The following is a 16,858-nucleotide window of genomic DNA, read 5'->3' as shown; positions in this document are numbered from 1 at the left end:
ACAAGCTCATGACGCAAGACATCTTCGGACAAGATACCAGCCTGACCGATGAGAACGCGCTGGAGGCGTGGAATGCGGCGCAACTGGGTGTACTGGCCCATGCTGCAGACACAGCCGATCATCTGGGTGTGGTGTTTCAAAAAGCTCCAGAATTTGCGCTGGCCCATGCGCTCAAAGGGCTGTCGCTTTTGATGCTGGGGCGCGCCGAACTGATGCCGATGGCGCAGGACGCATTGAAAGATGCCAAATCTTTTTATGAAGGTGCCCTGCCCCGCGAACGTAAATATGTCGACGCGCTGGAAGCCTGGATGCTGGGCCGCCCAACCCAGTCGATCCAGATCGTTGAAACCATTCTCGACCAGCACCCCTGCGATTCGCTGGCAATGAAGCTCAGCCACGGTATTCGCTTTATCCAGGGCGACAACCACGGCATGCGCACATCCGTTGAACGTGTCATGCCTGCCTATGCGCCAGATCACGCAGGGCGCGGCTATCTTCTGGGCTGTCACTCCTTTGCGCTCGAAGAAACCGGTGCCTATGAACGCGCAGAAAACGCAGGCCGTCAGGCGCTGTGGATGGCTCCCGATGATGCGTGGGGGCTGCATTCTGTGGCGCATGTGCATGAAATGACCGGCAATGCAAAACAGGGGCTGGAGTGGCTCACTGGTCGTGAAGAAGCTTGGGCCCATTGCAACAACTTCCGCTATCACGTCTGGTGGCACAAAGCGTTGATGCATCTGGATCAAGGTCAGGTCGACGAAGCGATCGAGCTGTATGACACCGAGGTGCGCAAGGATAAAACCGATGACTACCGCGACATCTCCAACGCAACCTCATTGCTGATGCGCCTTGAGCTGGAAGGTATTCAAGTCGGCAATCGCTGGGATGAGCTGTCGGAACTTTGCGCCAATCGCACCGATGATGGCTGTTTGATTTTTGCTGACCTTCACTACTTGCTGGCGCTGGCAGGCCATGACCGCGCCCGCGAGACCAAGCGGATGATTGCCCGAATTCATTCGGATGGGCAGAAACGCGCCACCGAGGCACAGCAGCGCATGGGGGATCCCGGTTTTCAGGCCGCGCTAGGTCTTGAAGCCTTTGGCGAAGCCGATTATGGCAAGGCTTTCAATCACCTGACGGCCGCGCGTGACACCATGCAGCTGGCCGGCGGCAGCCATGCACAACGGGATATTTTCGAACGGATGACAATCGACTCCGGCCTACGCTCTGGGAATTTTGACGCGGTTGAAGCACTGCTGGACGATCGCCGCGCCAAACGAGCTGGCGGAGAGGACAACTACGCTCTGGTACGCCGTGCAATGATCTCCGACGCACGCGACGCCAAGGGTGAACACAGCGTTCCCGCTGAATAACGTTAACGATTAAGATTGCTGCGAGACAATGGCCACAATTACGCCCATGCCCAAGGCACATCCAGTTCCGGATGTCGCAAACAGTTTCAATGCGCCGCAAAACAAAAGCGCGCCGCGTCAACGTGATCCGCGACTGGATTTCTACCGGGGCATCGCGATGTTCATCATCCTGGTCGCCCATGTGCCAAACAACCGCTGGACCGGTTGGATCCCAGCCCGCTTTGGCTTTTCTGATGCAACCGAGATCTTTGTGTTCTGCTCTGGCATGGCCTCGGCCATTGCGTTTGGCGGATCATTTGCGCGCAAAGGCTGGTGGCTTGGCACGGCCCGTGTGGCGTTTCGCTGCTGGCAGGTGTTCTGGGCTCATATTGGGCTGTTCTTCTTTATTGCTATGACCATGGCCGCGCTGGATCTGAGCGGAGCCTTTGACAAAAGCTACATTAACTCGCTCAACCTTGCGCGCTTCTTTAATGATCCCGCACCGCAGCTGGTTGGGCTGTTCACCCTGTCATATGTGCCGAACTACTTTGACATTTTGCCGATGTATCTTGTGGTGCTGGCGCTGATGCCTGTGATCATGGGGCTGGAAAAAATCGGTTTCTGGGCTGTGGTCACCTTCTCGGTTTTGGTCTGGCTCAGCGCCAACCCCTATATGATCGGCCTAGGCCCCGACGGGCTTGAGCTGAGTGCCGAGCCCTGGTCTGAACGCGAATGGTTTTTTAACCCGCTGGGCTGGCAGCTGCTGTTTTTCACAGGTTTTGCCTTTATGCGGGGCTGGTTGCCAAAACCACCTGTTGCTACGTGGTTGATCGCGGTTTCAGCAGTTTTTGTGATTTTCTCCATGCCCTTCGGCTCCTGGAAGGTGTTCCTGTGGGTGCAGGCCGCCAACGAAGATCTGGCAGCAGCCATTCGCCCAACCTGGGACTGGACTGCACAATGGCGCGAAAAAACCGACTTTGGCCTGCTTCGGTATATGCACTTCCTGGCGCTTGCCTATCTGGGCTGGGTGATTGCGGGCGAAAACGGTAAAAACCTGATTGCCAAAGGCCATTCCGGCGCGGCACGTACATGGTCTTTCATCCTTGGCATTATCACCAAGGTCGGCCAGCAATCCCTTGCCGTATTTGTGTTTTCCATGGCCTTGGCCCGTCTGATTGGTGTGGCACTTGACCAGACCGATCGCGCGATTTCCACCGTCGCTTTTGCCAATCTTGTGGGTTTCCTATTAATCATCGGCTGCGCATATGGCGCGGCATGGTTTAAGTCTCAACCTTGGAGATCGAAGAAATGAGCCGCCTCAAACGTCGCTCCTTCCTGCTGTCTGCGCTTGCGTCCACGTCTGTATTGGCGCTCCCCAAAGCGACATTGGCGCATGCCACCTCACCGTTTTCGTTTGAGGGCCTCAAAACCCGTGCGCGTGAAATGGCATCTACGGCCTACCGTGCCCGCGCAAAAGTGCCGCAAGACTGGCTTGACCTCAGCTATGATGAGTATCGCAATCGCTGGTTCAAAGTGGAAAAGGCGCTCTGGGCTGACAGCAATCGCAGCTATAATGTCGATTTCTTCCTTCCCGGCCTGTATTTCCCTCATGCAATCCAGATCAACGAGGTGGTCGATGGCATGGCAGCGCCAGTGCCGTTTGATCTTTCGCTGTTCAAACGCGGTGATATTGCGCCTGAGCTCAGCACCGAGGGGCATTTGGGCTATTCCGGTTTCAGATTGCGCACCGAACACCCCGGCGCACCGGTTAAACAGAAGCTCGAAAAAACGGAGTTCTGCGTTTTTCAGGGTGCGAGCTATTTTCGCGCAATCGCGGATTGGAGCGCCTATGGGCTTTCGGCGCGCGGGCTTGCCTTAAAAACAGGCGATGTTGAGGGCGAGGAATTCCCCGAATTCATCGAGTTTTGGCTTGAGGCCCCCGCCGAAGGCCAAAAAAACATGATCGTACATGCGCTGATGGACAGCCCATCGGTAACGGGTGCCTATCGCTTTGACATTACGCCGGGCGAGAACTGCGTGATGGAGATCACCGCCGCCTTGTTTGCCCGCGAAGAGCTTACCCATGTGGGGATCGCGCCGCTGACGTCGATGTTCCTATATGATGAAACCAACCGCGCCCGTTTTGATGATTTCCGCCCAGCCGTGCATGACAGCGAAGGTCTGTTGATCAAGAACGGCAACGGTGAAGTACTGTGGCGTCCGCTGGCAAACCCCGTACATCTGCAAGTGTCATCTTTTGTCGACAACGGCCCGCAGGGCTTTGGACTGATGCAGCGCGCGCGCAAGCTTTCGAACTACGCGGATCTCGAAGCAAATTATCACCTGCGTCCGTCGCTTTGGGTGGAACCTAAGGACAATTGGGGCAAAGGTTCTGTAACCTTGGTTGAGATCCCCGCCGATAAGGAAATCTACGACAATATCGTCGCCTACTGGCGTCCACATACGCCCTATACGGCGGGTGATGAGATCGACCTGAACTATCGCCTTACCTGGGGGCATGAACCGGACATGGGTCTGGCCCTGGTGAAAAACACAGCGTCAGGCGCAAAGATATTTGGTGATCCCGGACGGATCTTTACCATCGACTATGAGGCGCATCCCCTGCTTGAGGGCGATCCGGATGATTTCGATGTTTTTGTCTCATCGCCGCATATTGAACTTTCAGAAGGCGTGTTGCAGCGCAATCCGGAAACCGGTGGCCTGCGGCTGGCGTTTTCCTTTGATCCTGGCAGTCGCGATCATGTGGAGCTGCGCGCGCAGCTGCGCAAAGACGGCGCGCCTGCATCTGAAGTCTGGCTTTACAGGTGGAGCGCATGACCCAATTGATGCCACCCGAAAACCCGCTCGAAATGCCGGAGCAGGATTTTTCCACTCCGTTTCACGATGACGCAGCGCCGGACATCGCCCCTGAAGGGCAGGCAACGCTTTGGCGCTGGTTAAGTTTTGCACCGGCGATTGTGCTGACTGCGGTGCTGGGCTGGGTCATGCAGGGCTGGTTTGTGGATGATGGCGTCACGGTGCTCGAAGGCATCCTTTTGACGTTGATCGTGTTTAACTTTTTCTGGATCAGCTTCTCGGTCACCACCGTTCTGCTCGGGCTTTATTCATTGGCGCAGCGCGGGATCACCCGCCGTCGTGGGCCAGTGACAGCACAAAAAGTCGCGCTGCTGGTGCCGGTATATAATGAAACGCCCTGGTATGTGATGGGCAATGCACAATCCATGCTGGAAGAGCTGCACGCCCAAGGCGGTCGCCACCACTATGCGATGTTTATCCTCTCGGATACCCGCGATGATGCAATTGCTGCGCAGGAACTCCAAAGCGTTGAAGCGCTACGCGCAATGCTGCCGCACGGGATGGAGCTGTATTACCGCCGCCGCGACGATAACGTTGGCCGCAAAGTGGGCAATATCAGCGACTGGCTGCGCCGCTGGGGTGGTGCATATGATGCAATGCTGGTGCTGGATGCCGATAGCCTGATGACAGGCCGTGCCATTGCACAGCTCACTGCCGCGCTGGCGCGTGATCCAAGCGCCGGCCTCATTCAAAGTTTCCCGCAACTGATTGGTGCGCAATCTGTTTTTGGCCGCATGCAGCAGTTTGCCAACACAGTTTATGGTCTGGCACTGGCCGAGGGTCTCGCCCGTTGGGCCGGGAGCGAAGGCAACTATTGGGGCCATAATGCGATCATGCGCACCCGCGCCTTTGCCGCCTGCGCTGGCCTTCCTGCCCTGCGTGGATTGACGGGCAAGGAAAGCCTGATCATGAGCCATGATTTTGTAGAGGCAGGTCTGTTGCGTCGCGCTGGCTGGAATGTACGGTTCCTGCCCCGCATCAAAGGCTCCTATGAAGAGACGCCGCAAACCCTGATCGATCATATCCAGCGGGACCGCCGCTGGTGTCAGGGCAATCTGCAGCACATCAACCTGCTGAACGCCCGTGGCTTTCGTGCGATTTCACGTTTTCACCTGTTTCATGGCGCCGTGGGCTATCTGATGGCCCCTATCTGGTTTGCGCTTTTGGTGATCTGGGCCGTCATTGGCCGCAGTGAAGAAGCTTCGGTGCTGACCTATTTCTCCGAAAACAACCCCACCATGCCGTCGTGGCCCGATATGAGCGAGCCGCGCCATGTGCTGGTGATCTTGCTGATCTATGCCATGCTGCTGATGCCAAAACTGCTGGCGTCGCTTGCCCTGCCGCTTAGCGGGAAACGCTTTGCTGATTATGGTGGTGGTGCACAGTTTGCCCTATCGGTGCTGTCTGAAATGATCCTGGCCATTCTGTATGCGCCAATTTTGATGGTGCAGCAGATGATCGCGGTGTTTCGCACTGTTTTGGGTATCCAGCGCGGCTGGGCACCTCAGGCGCGTGATGGCGGGCAGTATTCTTTGCGTACCATTGCCATGTGCCACGCGCTTGAAACCCTGAGCGGCATTGCGCTTTGGGCTGGTATTCTTGGGGGGCTGGTCTCAATCTGGCTGGTGCCGATTGCGCTGTCACTGGTTTTGGCTATCCCGCTGTCGGCGCTTTCCGGCATGCCTATTCGGGAACGGATCTGGCGCTGGATGGGGACCCATGATCATTTCAAGGAACCCCAGATCACCCAGGCCGCGCGCCACTATCGGCTGCAGCTGCGCAATTATCTGGAAAATGCGCACCAAACCTCCCCAGCTGAATAAACAAAACCCCGGCCTATTGGCTGGGGTTTGCTTTTTCAAACCAGTCTGTCACCGCCGCCGCCCAGCCCTTTGGCACAGTATGTCCACCTGGATGGAGCGAAAACGTGATCTCGGCGCCTTCGCCGCAGTCCCATTGGCGCAAAAGATCGCGGTCCCTACGCCAGGATCTTCCCGGTGCGTGGGTGTCACAGCCCAAGGTTTCGCGCCACAGCTCCAACCCCGCATAGATGTCGCCCTGTTGCCAGGTTCGGTTCCGCAAATAGCGCCCTTCAAGCGGCACCACCGTGTCAGCCCAGCCATGGGTGTGATGCAGACGCACGGGCCCTTCGCAGCGGGTCGGCTGCGGCCGCCAAAAACCACCAGCAATTGGCGCGTAGGCTGCAAAAAGATCCGGCTCAGCGCAGGCAAGATAGTTCACCATAAAAGCGCCCGCAGAAAACCCCGCCATGATTGTCAGCTCAGGGTCCACATTGAAACGAGTTTCAACATCCCGGAGCAGCTCTCGGAAATAAGCCAGCTCATCCCGCCCGTCCCAGCCCGGGTAGAAATTCCAGGATGCACCACGATTGGGCGCGCGCCGTTCACCGTTTGGCGCAACAACCACATAGCCCCGTTCAATCAATGCCTGCACCATGGAACGGTTTTTCAAAACCCCATTGCCGCTGCCGCCGTAGCCATGCAGGTAGATCACTGCGGGGCGATTTGTGCTGTCACCTTCGGGCACGACAATTTCATAGTTGCCTTGCTCAAACTGGCAGGGTTCGGTGGTATCAACACAGGCTGCATGCGCAGAGGATGCAGCCAGCCCTGTCGCCACTGCAACCGCGCCTAGGCAGTGCCATTCCATTTTAATACCGGTAGCTTTGATCTGATCCATCCTGGTCCTGCCTTTGATCCAAGCATGCCTTCTGGCACATCAATAATTTGGGTGAACCCCGCGTCCACCAGCCTGAGCGTCATCCGCGCCGAGCGCACGCCCCGCGCGCAAATCAGCGCAATGGGGCGGTCTGTTTGCCCCTGCACATGCTGGCTAAGCGCCGCCACAAAATCTTCGCGCCGCATATCGAGCAAAATCGCGCCTTCAGGCACCCCAGATGCGCGCCATTCCCGCGGAGTTCGAATATCCACAAGCAGGATCTGGCCAGTGCGCGCACCGTCATAGGCCTGTTGAACAGTGAGACGCGCGCGATCATGCGCAGGTGGGGTGAAATATTGCTGTACCCCCAGCGCCGACGCCAAGGTAAAAACCCCACCCGCCAGCACAATATTTCTTCGCGTCACCCTGCCCACAGCAGCCCCTTTTCCCATATCAACCCAGTTTGGGTCGCGAGATCGTAAAAGATGCGACATAGCTACCACTTTTACCGGGGAGATTCAGCAATTAGGCCTTTAAAAACGAGCTGTTTTCATTCAAGTTCTCGTCAACGCGAACAGCGAACAAGACAGCCTCCAAACGTCAGCGCGTCATGCTACATCTGACGTTGTATACGCCATCCTCATAATAACAAACAAAACACCATCCATGCCAACGGGGTTTGATGCCAAGACATTTGCGACCGCACGTATACCACGAGTGAACCCGCAAGACTGGAACCGCAAGGAAAAAACGCTTAATCAAACCTGAAGTTTTATTACGTTAGCCCAAACAGGAGAAATTCTACGTGTCACTGTTTCTGATTGCGGCTCTGCCCTTTCTGGGGGCTGTGTTCCCCGCACTACTGATCCGAGCTGGACGCAACTCTGCAGCATCTGCAGCTGGGCTAACAACACTGCTCGCCTTTGTCGGGCTGATGCTGCACCTTCCGGCCATTCTGCGTGGTGAAACAATCACCGCCTCAATGGAATGGATGCCCGGGCTTGGCCTCAATGTTAACTTCTTCCTGGATGGTCTTGGCTTCCTGTTTGCAAGCCTCATTCTGGGCATCGGCCTGCTGATCATCCTTTATGCGCGCTTTTACCTGTCGCGCCAGGATCCAATGGGGCAGTTCTACACCTATCTGCTGCTGTTTCAGGGCGCGATGGTGGGGATTGTCACCTCAAACAACATCCTCCTTTTACTTATTTTCTGGGAACTTACATCGCTCAGCTCATTCTTGCTGATCGGCTATTGGAAGCATCTCCCCGAAGGGCGTCAGGGCGCGCGAATGGCGCTGACAGTTACCGGCGCAGGCGGGTTGGCGATGATTGGTGGCATGCTGATCCTTGGCAATATTGCAGGTTCTTATGATCTGACGGTCATCTTGCAACACAAAGAGGCGATCCAGGCCTCGCCGCTCTATTTCCCGGCGCTGTTGCTGATCCTTGCAGGCTGTTTCACCAAATCCGCACAGTTCCCGTTCCACTTCTGGCTGCCGCATGCGATGGCGGCACCAACACCGGTTTCAGCCTATCTGCACTCTGCAACAATGGTCAAAGCGGGTATCTTCCTGATGGCGCGCATGTGGCCGGTGCTGTCTGGTACGCCGGAATGGTTCTATATCGTTTCAACCGCAGGTCTTGTGACCATGGTGGTTGGTGCGGTGATCGCACTGTTTAAAGATGATCTCAAAGCGCTGTTGGCGTTTTCCACCGTGTCACACCTTGGGTTGATCACAATGTTGTTGGGCTTTGGCACCAAAGCCGCAGCGATTGCGGCGATCTTCCACATTATCAACCATGCGACCTTTAAGGCGGCGCTCTTTATGTCGGCTGGTATTGTCGACCACGAAGCCCACACCCGCGACATCAAACGATTGGGAGGTCTGCGCCATCTGATGCCTGTGACCTTTACCATTGTTCTGGTCGCGTCGCTGTCGATGGCGGGTATTCCACCGCTGAACGGCTTTATTTCCAAAGAAATGATGCTGGAAGAGGCTGCGCATACCTATTGGCTTGGCAATCACTATATTGTTCCCGCGCTTGCGGTTGTTGCGGCGCTGTTCTCCGCCGCCTATTCCTTCCGCTATATCGGGCATGTTTTCCTCGGGCCAAAACGTGATGACTATCCCGGCCATCCGCATGATCCGGGCTTTGGTCTTTGGGCCGCACCTGCGCTGCTGGTTGTACTGGTGATCATCATCGGTCTGTTTTCCGGCCAGGTGGCCGAGCCGCTGGTACAGGTTGTGGCCGATGCCGTTACCCAGGGACATCCACATGTACATCTGAAACTCTGGCACGGTGTCACACCCGCCCTCTATATGTCAGCAGTTGCTGTATTTGGTGGTCTGATCCTGCTCATGGCGCATAAAAAGCTCGAAGCGATCTGGAACGCCCTGCCCCGTCCCGAAGCAAAGGTCATTTTTGACACGCTGATCGCAGCATTCAACGGTGTTGCCGATCGTATGACCCATGGTCTGCACAACGGATCTATCACGCGCTACGGCCTGGTGATGATCCTCTTCAGCACCGGTGTTGGTTTTGTGGCGTTCAAGACCGGATCGCTTGGTGCGCCAACCCGCGAGCTGCAATCAACTGGGGCGCTGCCACTATTGGCATGGTTTGCGCTAATCCTTGCAACCGGCATGATCCTGATCCATCACCGCAACCGGCTGCTGGCGCTCATTTTGATCGGCGTTGTTGGTCTGGTTGTGTCGATGTCGTTCAACTACCTGTCCGCACCAGACCTTGCCCTGACGCAGATCTCGGTGGAAGTGGTCACCATCATCTTGATGCTTCTGGCGCTGAACTTCCTGCCCAAGGAAACCCCGCGCGAAGACCCCATCAGCACCCATGCGCGTGACGGGCTGATCGCAAGCGTGGCTGGCCTTGGGATTGGTGGTCTGATCTACGCGCTGATGACACGTGATTTTGCGGCTGAAACCATCTCTGGTTTCCATCTCGCCAATTCTTACAAAGGCGGCGGTGGCACCAATGTGGTGAACGTGATCCTCGTTGATTTCCGTGGCTTTGACACCTTTGGTGAGATTATCGTGCTCGGCATTGCAGCTATGGTGATCTATGCGCTGACCGAGGCGGTGCTGGGCACCAAAGTGCGTGCCTATCTGCTCAACCGCAAACCGGACCTGCCGCAAGACGGAGATCCGCACCCGCTGATGATGGTGGTTGCCACCCGCGTGATGATGCCGCTGGCGTTGCTGGTCGCGGCCTATATCTTCTTCCGCGGCCACAACCTGCCGGGAGGTGGTTTTATCGCCGGTCTGATCGCGGCAATTGCGATTATCATGCAATATATGGCCTCGGGCTTTGGCTGGGCGCAGGAACGCCAGAAGATCTATTACCACGGCATCATTGGTGCAGGTGTGCTGATCGCGGCGGCCACTGGCATGGGTGCGTGGTTCAATGATCTGCCCTTCCTGACCTCTGCGTTTGGCTACATCCATTGGGAGCCGCTGCACGAGTTTGAATGGGCCACTGCTGCCCTGTTTGACCTCGGCGTTTTCCTTGCGGTTGTTGGCGCTGTGCTTTTGGCGCTGGAAAGCCTGTCGCGCTTTGCCTGGCAGCCCGGCATGGTCAGCGAGCACGCTATGGACATCAACCCCGCTCGCGATGACGAGCCCAAGATCGAGAGTGAGGTTTAATCGATGGAATTGCTTGTAGCATCTGCTGTTGGCGTGCTGACAGCTGCGGGTATTTATCTGATCCTGCGCCGTCGCACCTTCCCGGTAATCCTAGGGCTGTCGCTGCTGTCTTATGCGGTAAACGTCTTTTTGTTTGCCACCGGACGTCTGATGGTCCACGCCCCTCCGATCCTCAACAAATACAAAGAGGTCGCCTATTCCGATCCGCTGCCCCAGGCGCTGGTTCTCACTGCCATTGTGATTTCCTTTGGCATGACAGCGGTGGTGGTGATGATCGCGCTGGGTGCGTATCTCTCCTCCAGAACGGACGATATCAATATGACTGACGCCTCCGAGGCGGGAGAAGACGCATGAACCATTTGATGATTGCGCCGATTATATTGCCTGCGGTGGTTGCCCCGTTGATCGCAATGGTGACCCGTCACCATATGGACCTGTCCCGGATCTTCTCACTGGCGACATCTGCCGCACTTGTTGCCCTTACTCTGGTGCTGGGCCTGCAGGTCGCGGATGGCAGCGTACAAGTTTATGAGCTGGGTGATTGGAACGCGCCTTTTGGCATTGTGCTGGTGCTGGATCGCCTGTCTGCCATGATGTGTATCCTCACCGCGGTTTTGGCACTGGTGGTGAACCTCTATGCGGTGGGTTCAGGCTGGGACGCGCGTGGGCGCAACTTCCACTCATTGTTCCTGTTTCAGCTGATGGGTATTCAGGGGGCGTTCCTGACTGGCGACGCCTTTAACCTCTTTGTGTTCTTTGAAGTTCTGCTGATTGCATCCTACGGGCTGTGCATCCACTCCGGCGGCGCGCGCCGGTTCCGGGCGGGGCTGCAATATGTGGTCTTTAACCTGCTGGGCTCCAGCCTGTTCCTCTTTGCACTGGGCACCATCTATTCGGTGACCGGTACATTGAACATGGCGGATCTGGCCGTAAAAGTAGCCGAAATCCCGGCAGATGACACCGCGTTGCTGCGTGTGGGGGCGATCCTGCTTCTGCTTGTGTTCTGTATCAAAGCGGCGCTGCTGCCGCTGCACTTCTGGCTGCCTGCATCCTATGCTGAGGCCCCTGCCCCAGTGGCTGCGCTTTTTGCCATCATGACCAAAGTGGGAGCCTATGCGATCTTGCGTTTCTTCACGCTGATCTTTGGCCCCGAGGTTGCTGCCACCGAAGGCTTGAGCGGCGACTGGATGCTGCCTGCGGCGCTGGCGACACTGGCGATTGGTGCAATTGGTGTTCTTGGTTCGCGTGATATTGGGCGCATGATTGCCTTTGGGGCGATCGCGTCTATGGGCACGCTGCTGACATCTATCTCGCTGTTCACCCCCGAAGCCGCCGCGGCTGGGATCTATTACATGGTGCATTCCACCTTCGCTGCAGCGCTGTTGTTCCTGATCTCAGATCTGGTGATTGAACGCCGTGGAGCTGAAATCGCCCCGCGCGCACCGATGCCACAAAACGGGTTGATTGCTGCGCTGTTCTTTGTCGCCGCCATTGCACTTGCTGGTATGCCACCACTGTCGGGCTTTATCGGGAAACTGCTGGTCTTGGATGCGGCACGCAACCATGAGATGGTCTGGACCATCTGGGCGGTGATCCTGATTTCCTCATTGGTGACAATATTGGGCCTTGCCCGTGCTGGCACGCTGATCTTCTGGAAATCCTATGATGCCTCGACCGAAGGCACCGAAGGGCGCGAAGTTGCGCCTGCACGCCCATTGCCTTTTGTCGCCGTATTCTCACTGGTGGCAGCTTTGGTTGCGCTGACCGTGTTCTCCGGCCCGATGAGCAAATACGCAGAGGCGACCGCCGCGCAGCTCTTTGCGCCAACCGCCTATCTCGAAACCGTGTTGGGAGATAACAAATGAGCTTGTTTCGCAAAGTACTCCCCCACCCGCTCTTGACGCTGATGCTGACCATCACCTGGTTGCTTCTGGTCAACGGCTGGTCGCTGAATTCACTGGTGTTTGGCTTTTTGCTTGGCTGGCTCATTCCTTTTGTCACAGCAAGCTACTGGCCCAATCAACCAACCATGCGGGCGCCGCTCAAGATCCTTGCCTATATCGGCATTGTGATCTGGGACATTATTGTTGCCAATGTGGTGGTGGCCAAGATCGTTCTGTTTAAACCCAATTCTGAACGCAAACCCGCCTGGGTCACAATCCCGCTGGATCTGCGCACCCCAGAGGCCATCACTGCGCTTGCGGGCACCATCACGCTGACACCCGGCACCGTATCCGCAGATCTTTCTGATCACGGGCATGCGCTGCTGGTGCATTGCCTTGACGCAGAAAACCCCGATGAAGTCCGTGATGAAATCAAGAGCCGTTATGAGGCCCGGCTGAAGGAGATTTTCGAATGATGATCTATGCCACCTATTTCGCCTTTGCCTGTTTTGGCGCAGCTGTTTTAATGAACCTGTGGAAAGTGGTCTTTGCGGATCGCATCACCGATCGCATCCTCGCGCTGGATACGATGTTCATCAATGCCATTGCTGTGATGGTGCTTTATGGGCTCGCCAATGGGACAGAGATCTATTTCGAGGCCGCGATGATCATTGCCATGCTCGGCTTTGTCTCAACCGTGGCTTATGCGCGCTTTATCCTGCGCGGCAATATTATTGAGTGAGGGTTGACCCATGGAACTGATCTTGGAAATCATCATCTCGGTTTTCCTCATTATTGGCGGCATCTTTGGTCTTGTTGGCTCATTCGGGATGCTAAAGCTCAATGATGCGATGTCGCGGCTGCATGCCCCAACCAAAGCCACAACCGTTGGCATGGGAGGGGTTCTTATCGCCTCGATCCTGCACGCCTACCTGACCGAACATCATGGTTCCATTCATGAAATCATGATTATTATTTTCCTCTTTATCACGGCGCCCATCACGGCGAATTTCATTGCCAAGGTACATATGCATCGGCATGAAACACCTGAAACACTGCCAAAGGCAGAAGGTGATCAAGTCTGGGCCACCCACTATACGGACAAAGCTCCAACAGAGTGACCCAGCCGATAAGAGGTTAAACAAACGATGCACGCCCCCACCTATCCGATCACCAAGGATGTTGTTCTGATCGGGGGCGGGCATACACATGCGCTGGTGCTGAAATCCTGGGGTATGAAACCACTGGCCGGGGCCCGGCTCACCGTTATCAATCCCGGACCAACCGCCCCCTATTCCGGCATGTTGCCCGGTTTTGTTGCAGGCCATTACGCGCGCGAAGATCTTGATATTGATCTGGTACAGCTTGGCCGCTTTGCCAATGCCCGCCTGATCCTTGGACATGCTGAACATATCGACCGGGCAGCGCAGCTGATCCATGTTCCGGGGCAGCCGCCGATTGCCTATGATGTGGCCTCCATCGACATCGGTATCACCTCATCGATGCCGCAGATGCCGGGCTTTTCCGAGCACGCGGTTCCTGCAAAACCCCTTGGCCCGTTTGCAGCACGCTGGGATGCGTTTCGCCAAGGCAACGACCCCGCGCATGTCGCGGTGATCGGCGGCGGCGTCGCGGGGGTTGAACTGATCCTCGCCATGGCACATGCGCTGCGCCAACGCGGCAGATTGGCGTCAGCCACATTGATCGACAATGACACCGCCCTGACGGCCTTGCCCGAAAACGCGCAAAAGATCATGCGACGCCATCTCACCATTCAGCAGGTGAGCCTTGTTGAACATGCTGAGATTGCTGCAATTACATCGGGCTTGATCACGCTCAGCGATGGGCGCGAGATCCTGTCAGATTTCACAACCGGTGCCGCGGGCGCGCGCCCTTATGATTGGATAGAAAACACCGGACTCTCGCTGACGCATGGCTTCGTTGATGTTGACCCCCATCTGCAAAGCTCGGACCCGCAGGTTTTTGCCACAGGTGACTGCGCCCATTTCAGTGCAGACCCGCGCCCGAAGGCGGGCGTTTATGCGGTACGTCAGGCCCCGGTTCTGTTTGCCAATCTTCGTGCCTGCCTCACGGGGGACCCACTAAAACGGTATAAGCCGCAAAAAGACTATCTGAAACTGATCTCCCTGGGGGCCAAACAGGCGCTGGGTGAAAAGTTCGGCCTGCCTTTTCATGGACGGCAAATCTGGCGTTGGAAACATAGCATCGACCAGAGCTTCATGGGCAGTTTTCGCGATTTGATGGCAGAAAAGACACCGGATCTACCGGCCGAACACACCCAGGATCTGCCAGATGTCTTTGCAGGCAAACCCATGTGCGGCGGCTGCGGTGCAAAAGTTGCACGCACAGCACTGATGGATGCGCTCCCCCCCTCAGGCACCCGCTCAGACATCACACATCTACCCGGAGATGACGCCGCAGTTATCACAATCGGCGGGGCGCAGCAGGTGATCACAACCGACCATCTGCGCGCCTTTGTACAAGACCCGATCACCATGGCGCGCATTGCGGCAGTTCACGCATTGGGTGACATCTGGGCTATGGGCGCCACACCGCAGGCGGCAACCGCCAGCATTACACTGCCACAAATGAATACAGAGCTGCAGCGGCGCACTTTGGCGGAAATCATGCAGGCTGCTGGTGAGATCGTTTCGGGCGCTGGGGCTGATATTGTTGGTGGCCACAGCGCAATGGGCTCAGAGCTGACGATCGGCTTTACGATAACGGGCCTCTGCGAACGCGCGCCAATCACGCTCGCTGGCGGCAAGGCAGGCGACGCTTTGATCCTGACCAAACCTTTGGGCACCGGCATTCTTATGGCGGCAGAAATGGCTGGCCTGGCCGCAGGTGATCACATTGCCGCGGCGCTCAAACAGATGAGCCGTCCACAGGCGCAGGCGGCGAAAACACTAGAACAGGCCCATGCGATGACCGATGTCACAGGCTTTGGCCTTTTGGGACATCTGAAAGGGATCTGTGACGCCTCACAATGTGGTGCAGAGATTGCGCCACAAAAACTGCGCCTGCTTGCTGGTGTGGCCGCGCTGTCTGCGAAAGGAGTGCGCTCATCGCTTTATCCTGAAAACCGTGCGTTGCTACCAGAGTTATGCGCCGCGCCAGAAGTCCTATTTGACCCGCAGACATCCGGTGGCCTGCTGGCAGCGGTTGATCCAGATTCTGCCCCCGCATTGCTGCAGGAACTGCTCAATCAGGGCGAACATGCGGCCATTATCGGCAGGCTCACAGATCAGCCGGGGCAGATCACCCTTGCGCCATAACAATAGCCATAAGCTGTTGCGCAGCCGCTTCGATATCCGCAGCTTCCAGCGCCCCAAGTGAGATCTGCGCAAGCGGTGTATGTGCGTGTCGGTCGCGTGCTTTTTGATAGGTCGGATCGTAGTGCTCTTGCACAAGCGCCTGGGTCAACGCGCATTTATCGCCCGCCAAGCTGAGCCCAAGCCAGTTGTCCACCACCGCATTGGACCGATGGGCGCGCAAAACTCCAAGTTTGTCCTCAAGCCGCGGATGATCTGACAAAATATCATCATAGGTCGCGCAAAGATATTTGACCCGTGCCGCAACCGGCACAACCACATCAATACGCGGCGCAGCACACAGCGCAGTCCAAAGCGCAGGTGGCAATGAGCGCGCGCCGATTTTGCTGGCTTCTGCCTCAACCAGAACTGGCTTTTCCGGATCAAATTGCATGAGCTGCGCAATGATCGCACTCTCAAAAGCCTTCTGACTTGGCTGTGGCTCTGCACAGCCGCCAAGGAGCGATCCGCGATGTCTGGCCAAAGCTTCGAGATCAAGCACCTGGCCGCCAAGGTCTGCAAATGCATTCAAGATCGCGGTTTTGGCCGTGCCGGTATAGCCATCGAGCGCAAAAATACGAAAGGGCAGCTTGTCTTCATAAAGCGCGGTACAAACCTGACGTCGGTAGCTTTGATAACCACCCGGCAGCACCTCTGCCCGCCAGCCAATTTGCTGCAACATCCAGGTAAAACTGCCCGAACGCTGACCACCACGCCAGCAGTAAACCAGCGGACGCCAACCGCCGTCCAAGTGGGACAGCTGCTCTTCTATGTGTCTGGCGGCATTTCGAAAAACCAAAGCTGCGCCCAGCTTGCGCGCCTTGAACGGGCTGTCTTGAACATAGATCGTGCCAACACGTGCGCGCTCTTCATTGTTCAAAACCGGAAGATTCACTGCACCTGGCACATGGTCTAGTGCAAATTCCGCCGGGCTGCGCACATCTATCACCATATCGTGACTAAGATTCAGAATTTCAGCCAATTTCATGTCGTTGGTCACCATTATTTCGTTGATCCACATTCAAACCGGCATAAATCAGCTAAATTTCAACTCAAATTTAAATTCAATCT

14 protein-coding genes are annotated in these 16,858 nt (G+C 56.4%); 11 read left to right on the top strand and 3 right to left on the bottom strand.

Annotation, left to right across the window (positions count from 1 at the left end; genetic code table 11):
- Positions 1 to 8 precede the first annotated feature (8 nt).
- Genes GG681_RS10145 through mdoH form a run of 4 tightly spaced genes read left to right on the top strand, consistent with a single transcriptional unit; the run spans position 9 to position 6,052 of the window.
- Entirely contained in the window at positions 9 to 1,373 is a 1,365-nt protein-coding gene (locus GG681_RS10145; protein WP_153547693.1) for a tetratricopeptide repeat protein, read from the top strand.
- 28 nt (positions 1,374 to 1,401) lie between these two features.
- Positions 1,402 to 2,664 (top strand): OpgC family protein, encoded by a 1,263-nt coding sequence (locus GG681_RS10140; protein ID WP_153547691.1) that lies wholly within the window; start codon positions 1,402 to 1,404, stop codon positions 2,662 to 2,664.
- On the top strand, positions 2,661 to 4,190 hold the full coding sequence (locus GG681_RS10135) for a glucan biosynthesis protein (protein WP_153547689.1): 1,530 nt from the start codon (positions 2,661 to 2,663) through the stop codon (positions 4,188 to 4,190). The genes GG681_RS10140 and GG681_RS10135 overlap by 4 nt, the downstream gene beginning before the upstream one ends.
- On the top strand, positions 4,187 to 6,052 hold the full coding sequence (mdoH, locus tag GG681_RS10130; protein WP_153547687.1) for a glucans biosynthesis glucosyltransferase MdoH: 1,866 nt from the start codon (positions 4,187 to 4,189) through the stop codon (positions 6,050 to 6,052). Before GG681_RS10135 ends, mdoH begins: the two co-directional genes overlap by 4 nt.
- Before the next feature lie 13 nt (positions 6,053 to 6,065).
- On the opposite strand, the gene GG681_RS10125 is transcribed toward mdoH, so the two are convergent.
- Positions 6,066 to 6,929 carry an alpha/beta hydrolase family esterase gene (locus tag GG681_RS10125; protein WP_235899853.1) on the bottom strand — a complete coding sequence of 288 codons (864 nt, stop codon included), beginning with the start codon at positions 6,927 to 6,929 and terminating at the stop codon, positions 6,066 to 6,068.
- Positions 6,881 to 7,333, bottom strand: coding sequence for a rhodanese-like domain-containing protein (locus tag GG681_RS10120; protein ID WP_328593334.1), 453 nt, complete (start codon positions 7,331 to 7,333; stop codon positions 6,881 to 6,883). Before GG681_RS10120 ends, GG681_RS10125 begins: the two co-directional genes overlap by 49 nt.
- 380 nt (positions 7,334 to 7,713) lie before the next feature.
- Here GG681_RS10120 and GG681_RS10115 point away from each other — a divergent pair, with 380 nt between their 5' ends.
- From GG681_RS10115 to selD, 7 genes are read left to right on the top strand one after another with little or no spacing between them, the layout of a single operon-like run.
- Positions 7,714 to 10,569 (top strand): monovalent cation/H+ antiporter subunit A, encoded by a 2,856-nt coding sequence (locus GG681_RS10115; RefSeq protein WP_328593333.1) that lies wholly within the window; start codon positions 7,714 to 7,716, stop codon positions 10,567 to 10,569.
- Between the two features lie 3 nt (positions 10,570 to 10,572).
- Positions 10,573 to 10,923, top strand: coding sequence for a Na+/H+ antiporter subunit C (locus GG681_RS10110; protein ID WP_153547686.1), 351 nt, complete (start codon positions 10,573 to 10,575; stop codon positions 10,921 to 10,923).
- The gene (locus GG681_RS10105) at positions 10,920 to 12,434 is read left to right on the top strand and encodes a monovalent cation/H+ antiporter subunit D (protein WP_153547684.1); all 1,515 of its coding nucleotides are present in this window, start codon (positions 10,920 to 10,922) and stop codon (positions 12,432 to 12,434) included. The genes GG681_RS10110 and GG681_RS10105 overlap by 4 nt, the downstream gene beginning before the upstream one ends.
- Entirely contained in the window at positions 12,431 to 12,928 is a 498-nt protein-coding gene (locus tag GG681_RS10100; RefSeq protein ID WP_153547682.1) for a Na+/H+ antiporter subunit E, read from the top strand. The genes GG681_RS10105 and GG681_RS10100 overlap by 4 nt, the downstream gene beginning before the upstream one ends.
- Positions 12,925 to 13,194, top strand: a complete 270-nt coding sequence (locus GG681_RS10095; protein WP_153547680.1) for a K+/H+ antiporter subunit F — start codon at positions 12,925 to 12,927, stop codon at positions 13,192 to 13,194. The genes GG681_RS10100 and GG681_RS10095 overlap by 4 nt, the downstream gene beginning before the upstream one ends.
- 10 nt (positions 13,195 to 13,204) lie before the next feature.
- Positions 13,205 to 13,573, top strand: coding sequence for a Na+/H+ antiporter subunit G (locus GG681_RS10090; protein ID WP_153547678.1), 369 nt, complete (start codon positions 13,205 to 13,207; stop codon positions 13,571 to 13,573).
- Between the two features lie 27 nt (positions 13,574 to 13,600).
- Positions 13,601 to 15,751, top strand: coding sequence for a selenide, water dikinase SelD (selD, locus tag GG681_RS10085; RefSeq protein ID WP_153547676.1), 2,151 nt, complete (start codon positions 13,601 to 13,603; stop codon positions 15,749 to 15,751).
- Here selD and mnmH read toward each other — a convergent pair.
- Positions 15,735 to 16,775: a tRNA 2-selenouridine(34) synthase MnmH gene (gene mnmH, locus GG681_RS10080; RefSeq protein ID WP_235899851.1), complete on the bottom strand. Its 1,041-nt coding sequence runs from the start codon at positions 16,773 to 16,775 to the stop codon at positions 15,735 to 15,737. The genes selD and mnmH overlap by 17 nt on opposite strands.
- Positions 16,776 to 16,858 lie beyond the last annotated feature (83 nt).

The organism is Tritonibacter aquimaris (assembly GCF_009617595.1).
Taxonomy (GTDB): domain Bacteria; phylum Pseudomonadota; class Alphaproteobacteria; order Rhodobacterales; family Rhodobacteraceae; genus Epibacterium; species Epibacterium aquimaris.
Note: the sequence above shows the minus strand (reverse complement) of the source record. Positions and strands in the feature narration are given on the sequence as shown.

Bases quoted from the DNA above. Each gene is read 5' to 3' on its own strand.
- GG681_RS10125 (WP_235899853.1), bottom strand. From the start codon at position 6,929: ATGGATCAGATCAAAGCTACCGGTATTAAAATGGAATGGCACTGCCTA.
- selD (WP_153547676.1), top strand. From the start codon at position 13,601: ATGCACGCCCCCACCTATCCGATCACCAAGGATGTTGTTCTGATCGGG.
- GG681_RS10105 (WP_153547684.1), top strand. From the start codon at position 10,920: ATGAACCATTTGATGATTGCGCCGATTATATTGCCTGCGGTGGTTGCC.
- GG681_RS10090 (WP_153547678.1), top strand. From the start codon at position 13,205: ATGGAACTGATCTTGGAAATCATCATCTCGGTTTTCCTCATTATTGGC.
- GG681_RS10145 (WP_153547693.1), top strand. From the start codon at position 9: ATGACGCAAGACATCTTCGGACAAGATACCAGCCTGACCGATGAGAAC.
- GG681_RS10100 (WP_153547682.1), top strand. From the start codon at position 12,431: ATGAGCTTGTTTCGCAAAGTACTCCCCCACCCGCTCTTGACGCTGATG.
- mdoH (WP_153547687.1), top strand. From the start codon at position 4,187: ATGACCCAATTGATGCCACCCGAAAACCCGCTCGAAATGCCGGAGCAG.
- mnmH (WP_235899851.1), bottom strand. From the start codon at position 16,775: ATGAAATTGGCTGAAATTCTGAATCTTAGTCACGATATGGTGATAGAT.
- GG681_RS10110 (WP_153547686.1), top strand. From the start codon at position 10,573: ATGGAATTGCTTGTAGCATCTGCTGTTGGCGTGCTGACAGCTGCGGGT.
- GG681_RS10095 (WP_153547680.1), top strand. From the start codon at position 12,925: ATGATGATCTATGCCACCTATTTCGCCTTTGCCTGTTTTGGCGCAGCT.
- GG681_RS10140 (WP_153547691.1), top strand. From the start codon at position 1,402: ATGGCCACAATTACGCCCATGCCCAAGGCACATCCAGTTCCGGATGTC.
- GG681_RS10135 (WP_153547689.1), top strand. From the start codon at position 2,661: ATGAGCCGCCTCAAACGTCGCTCCTTCCTGCTGTCTGCGCTTGCGTCC.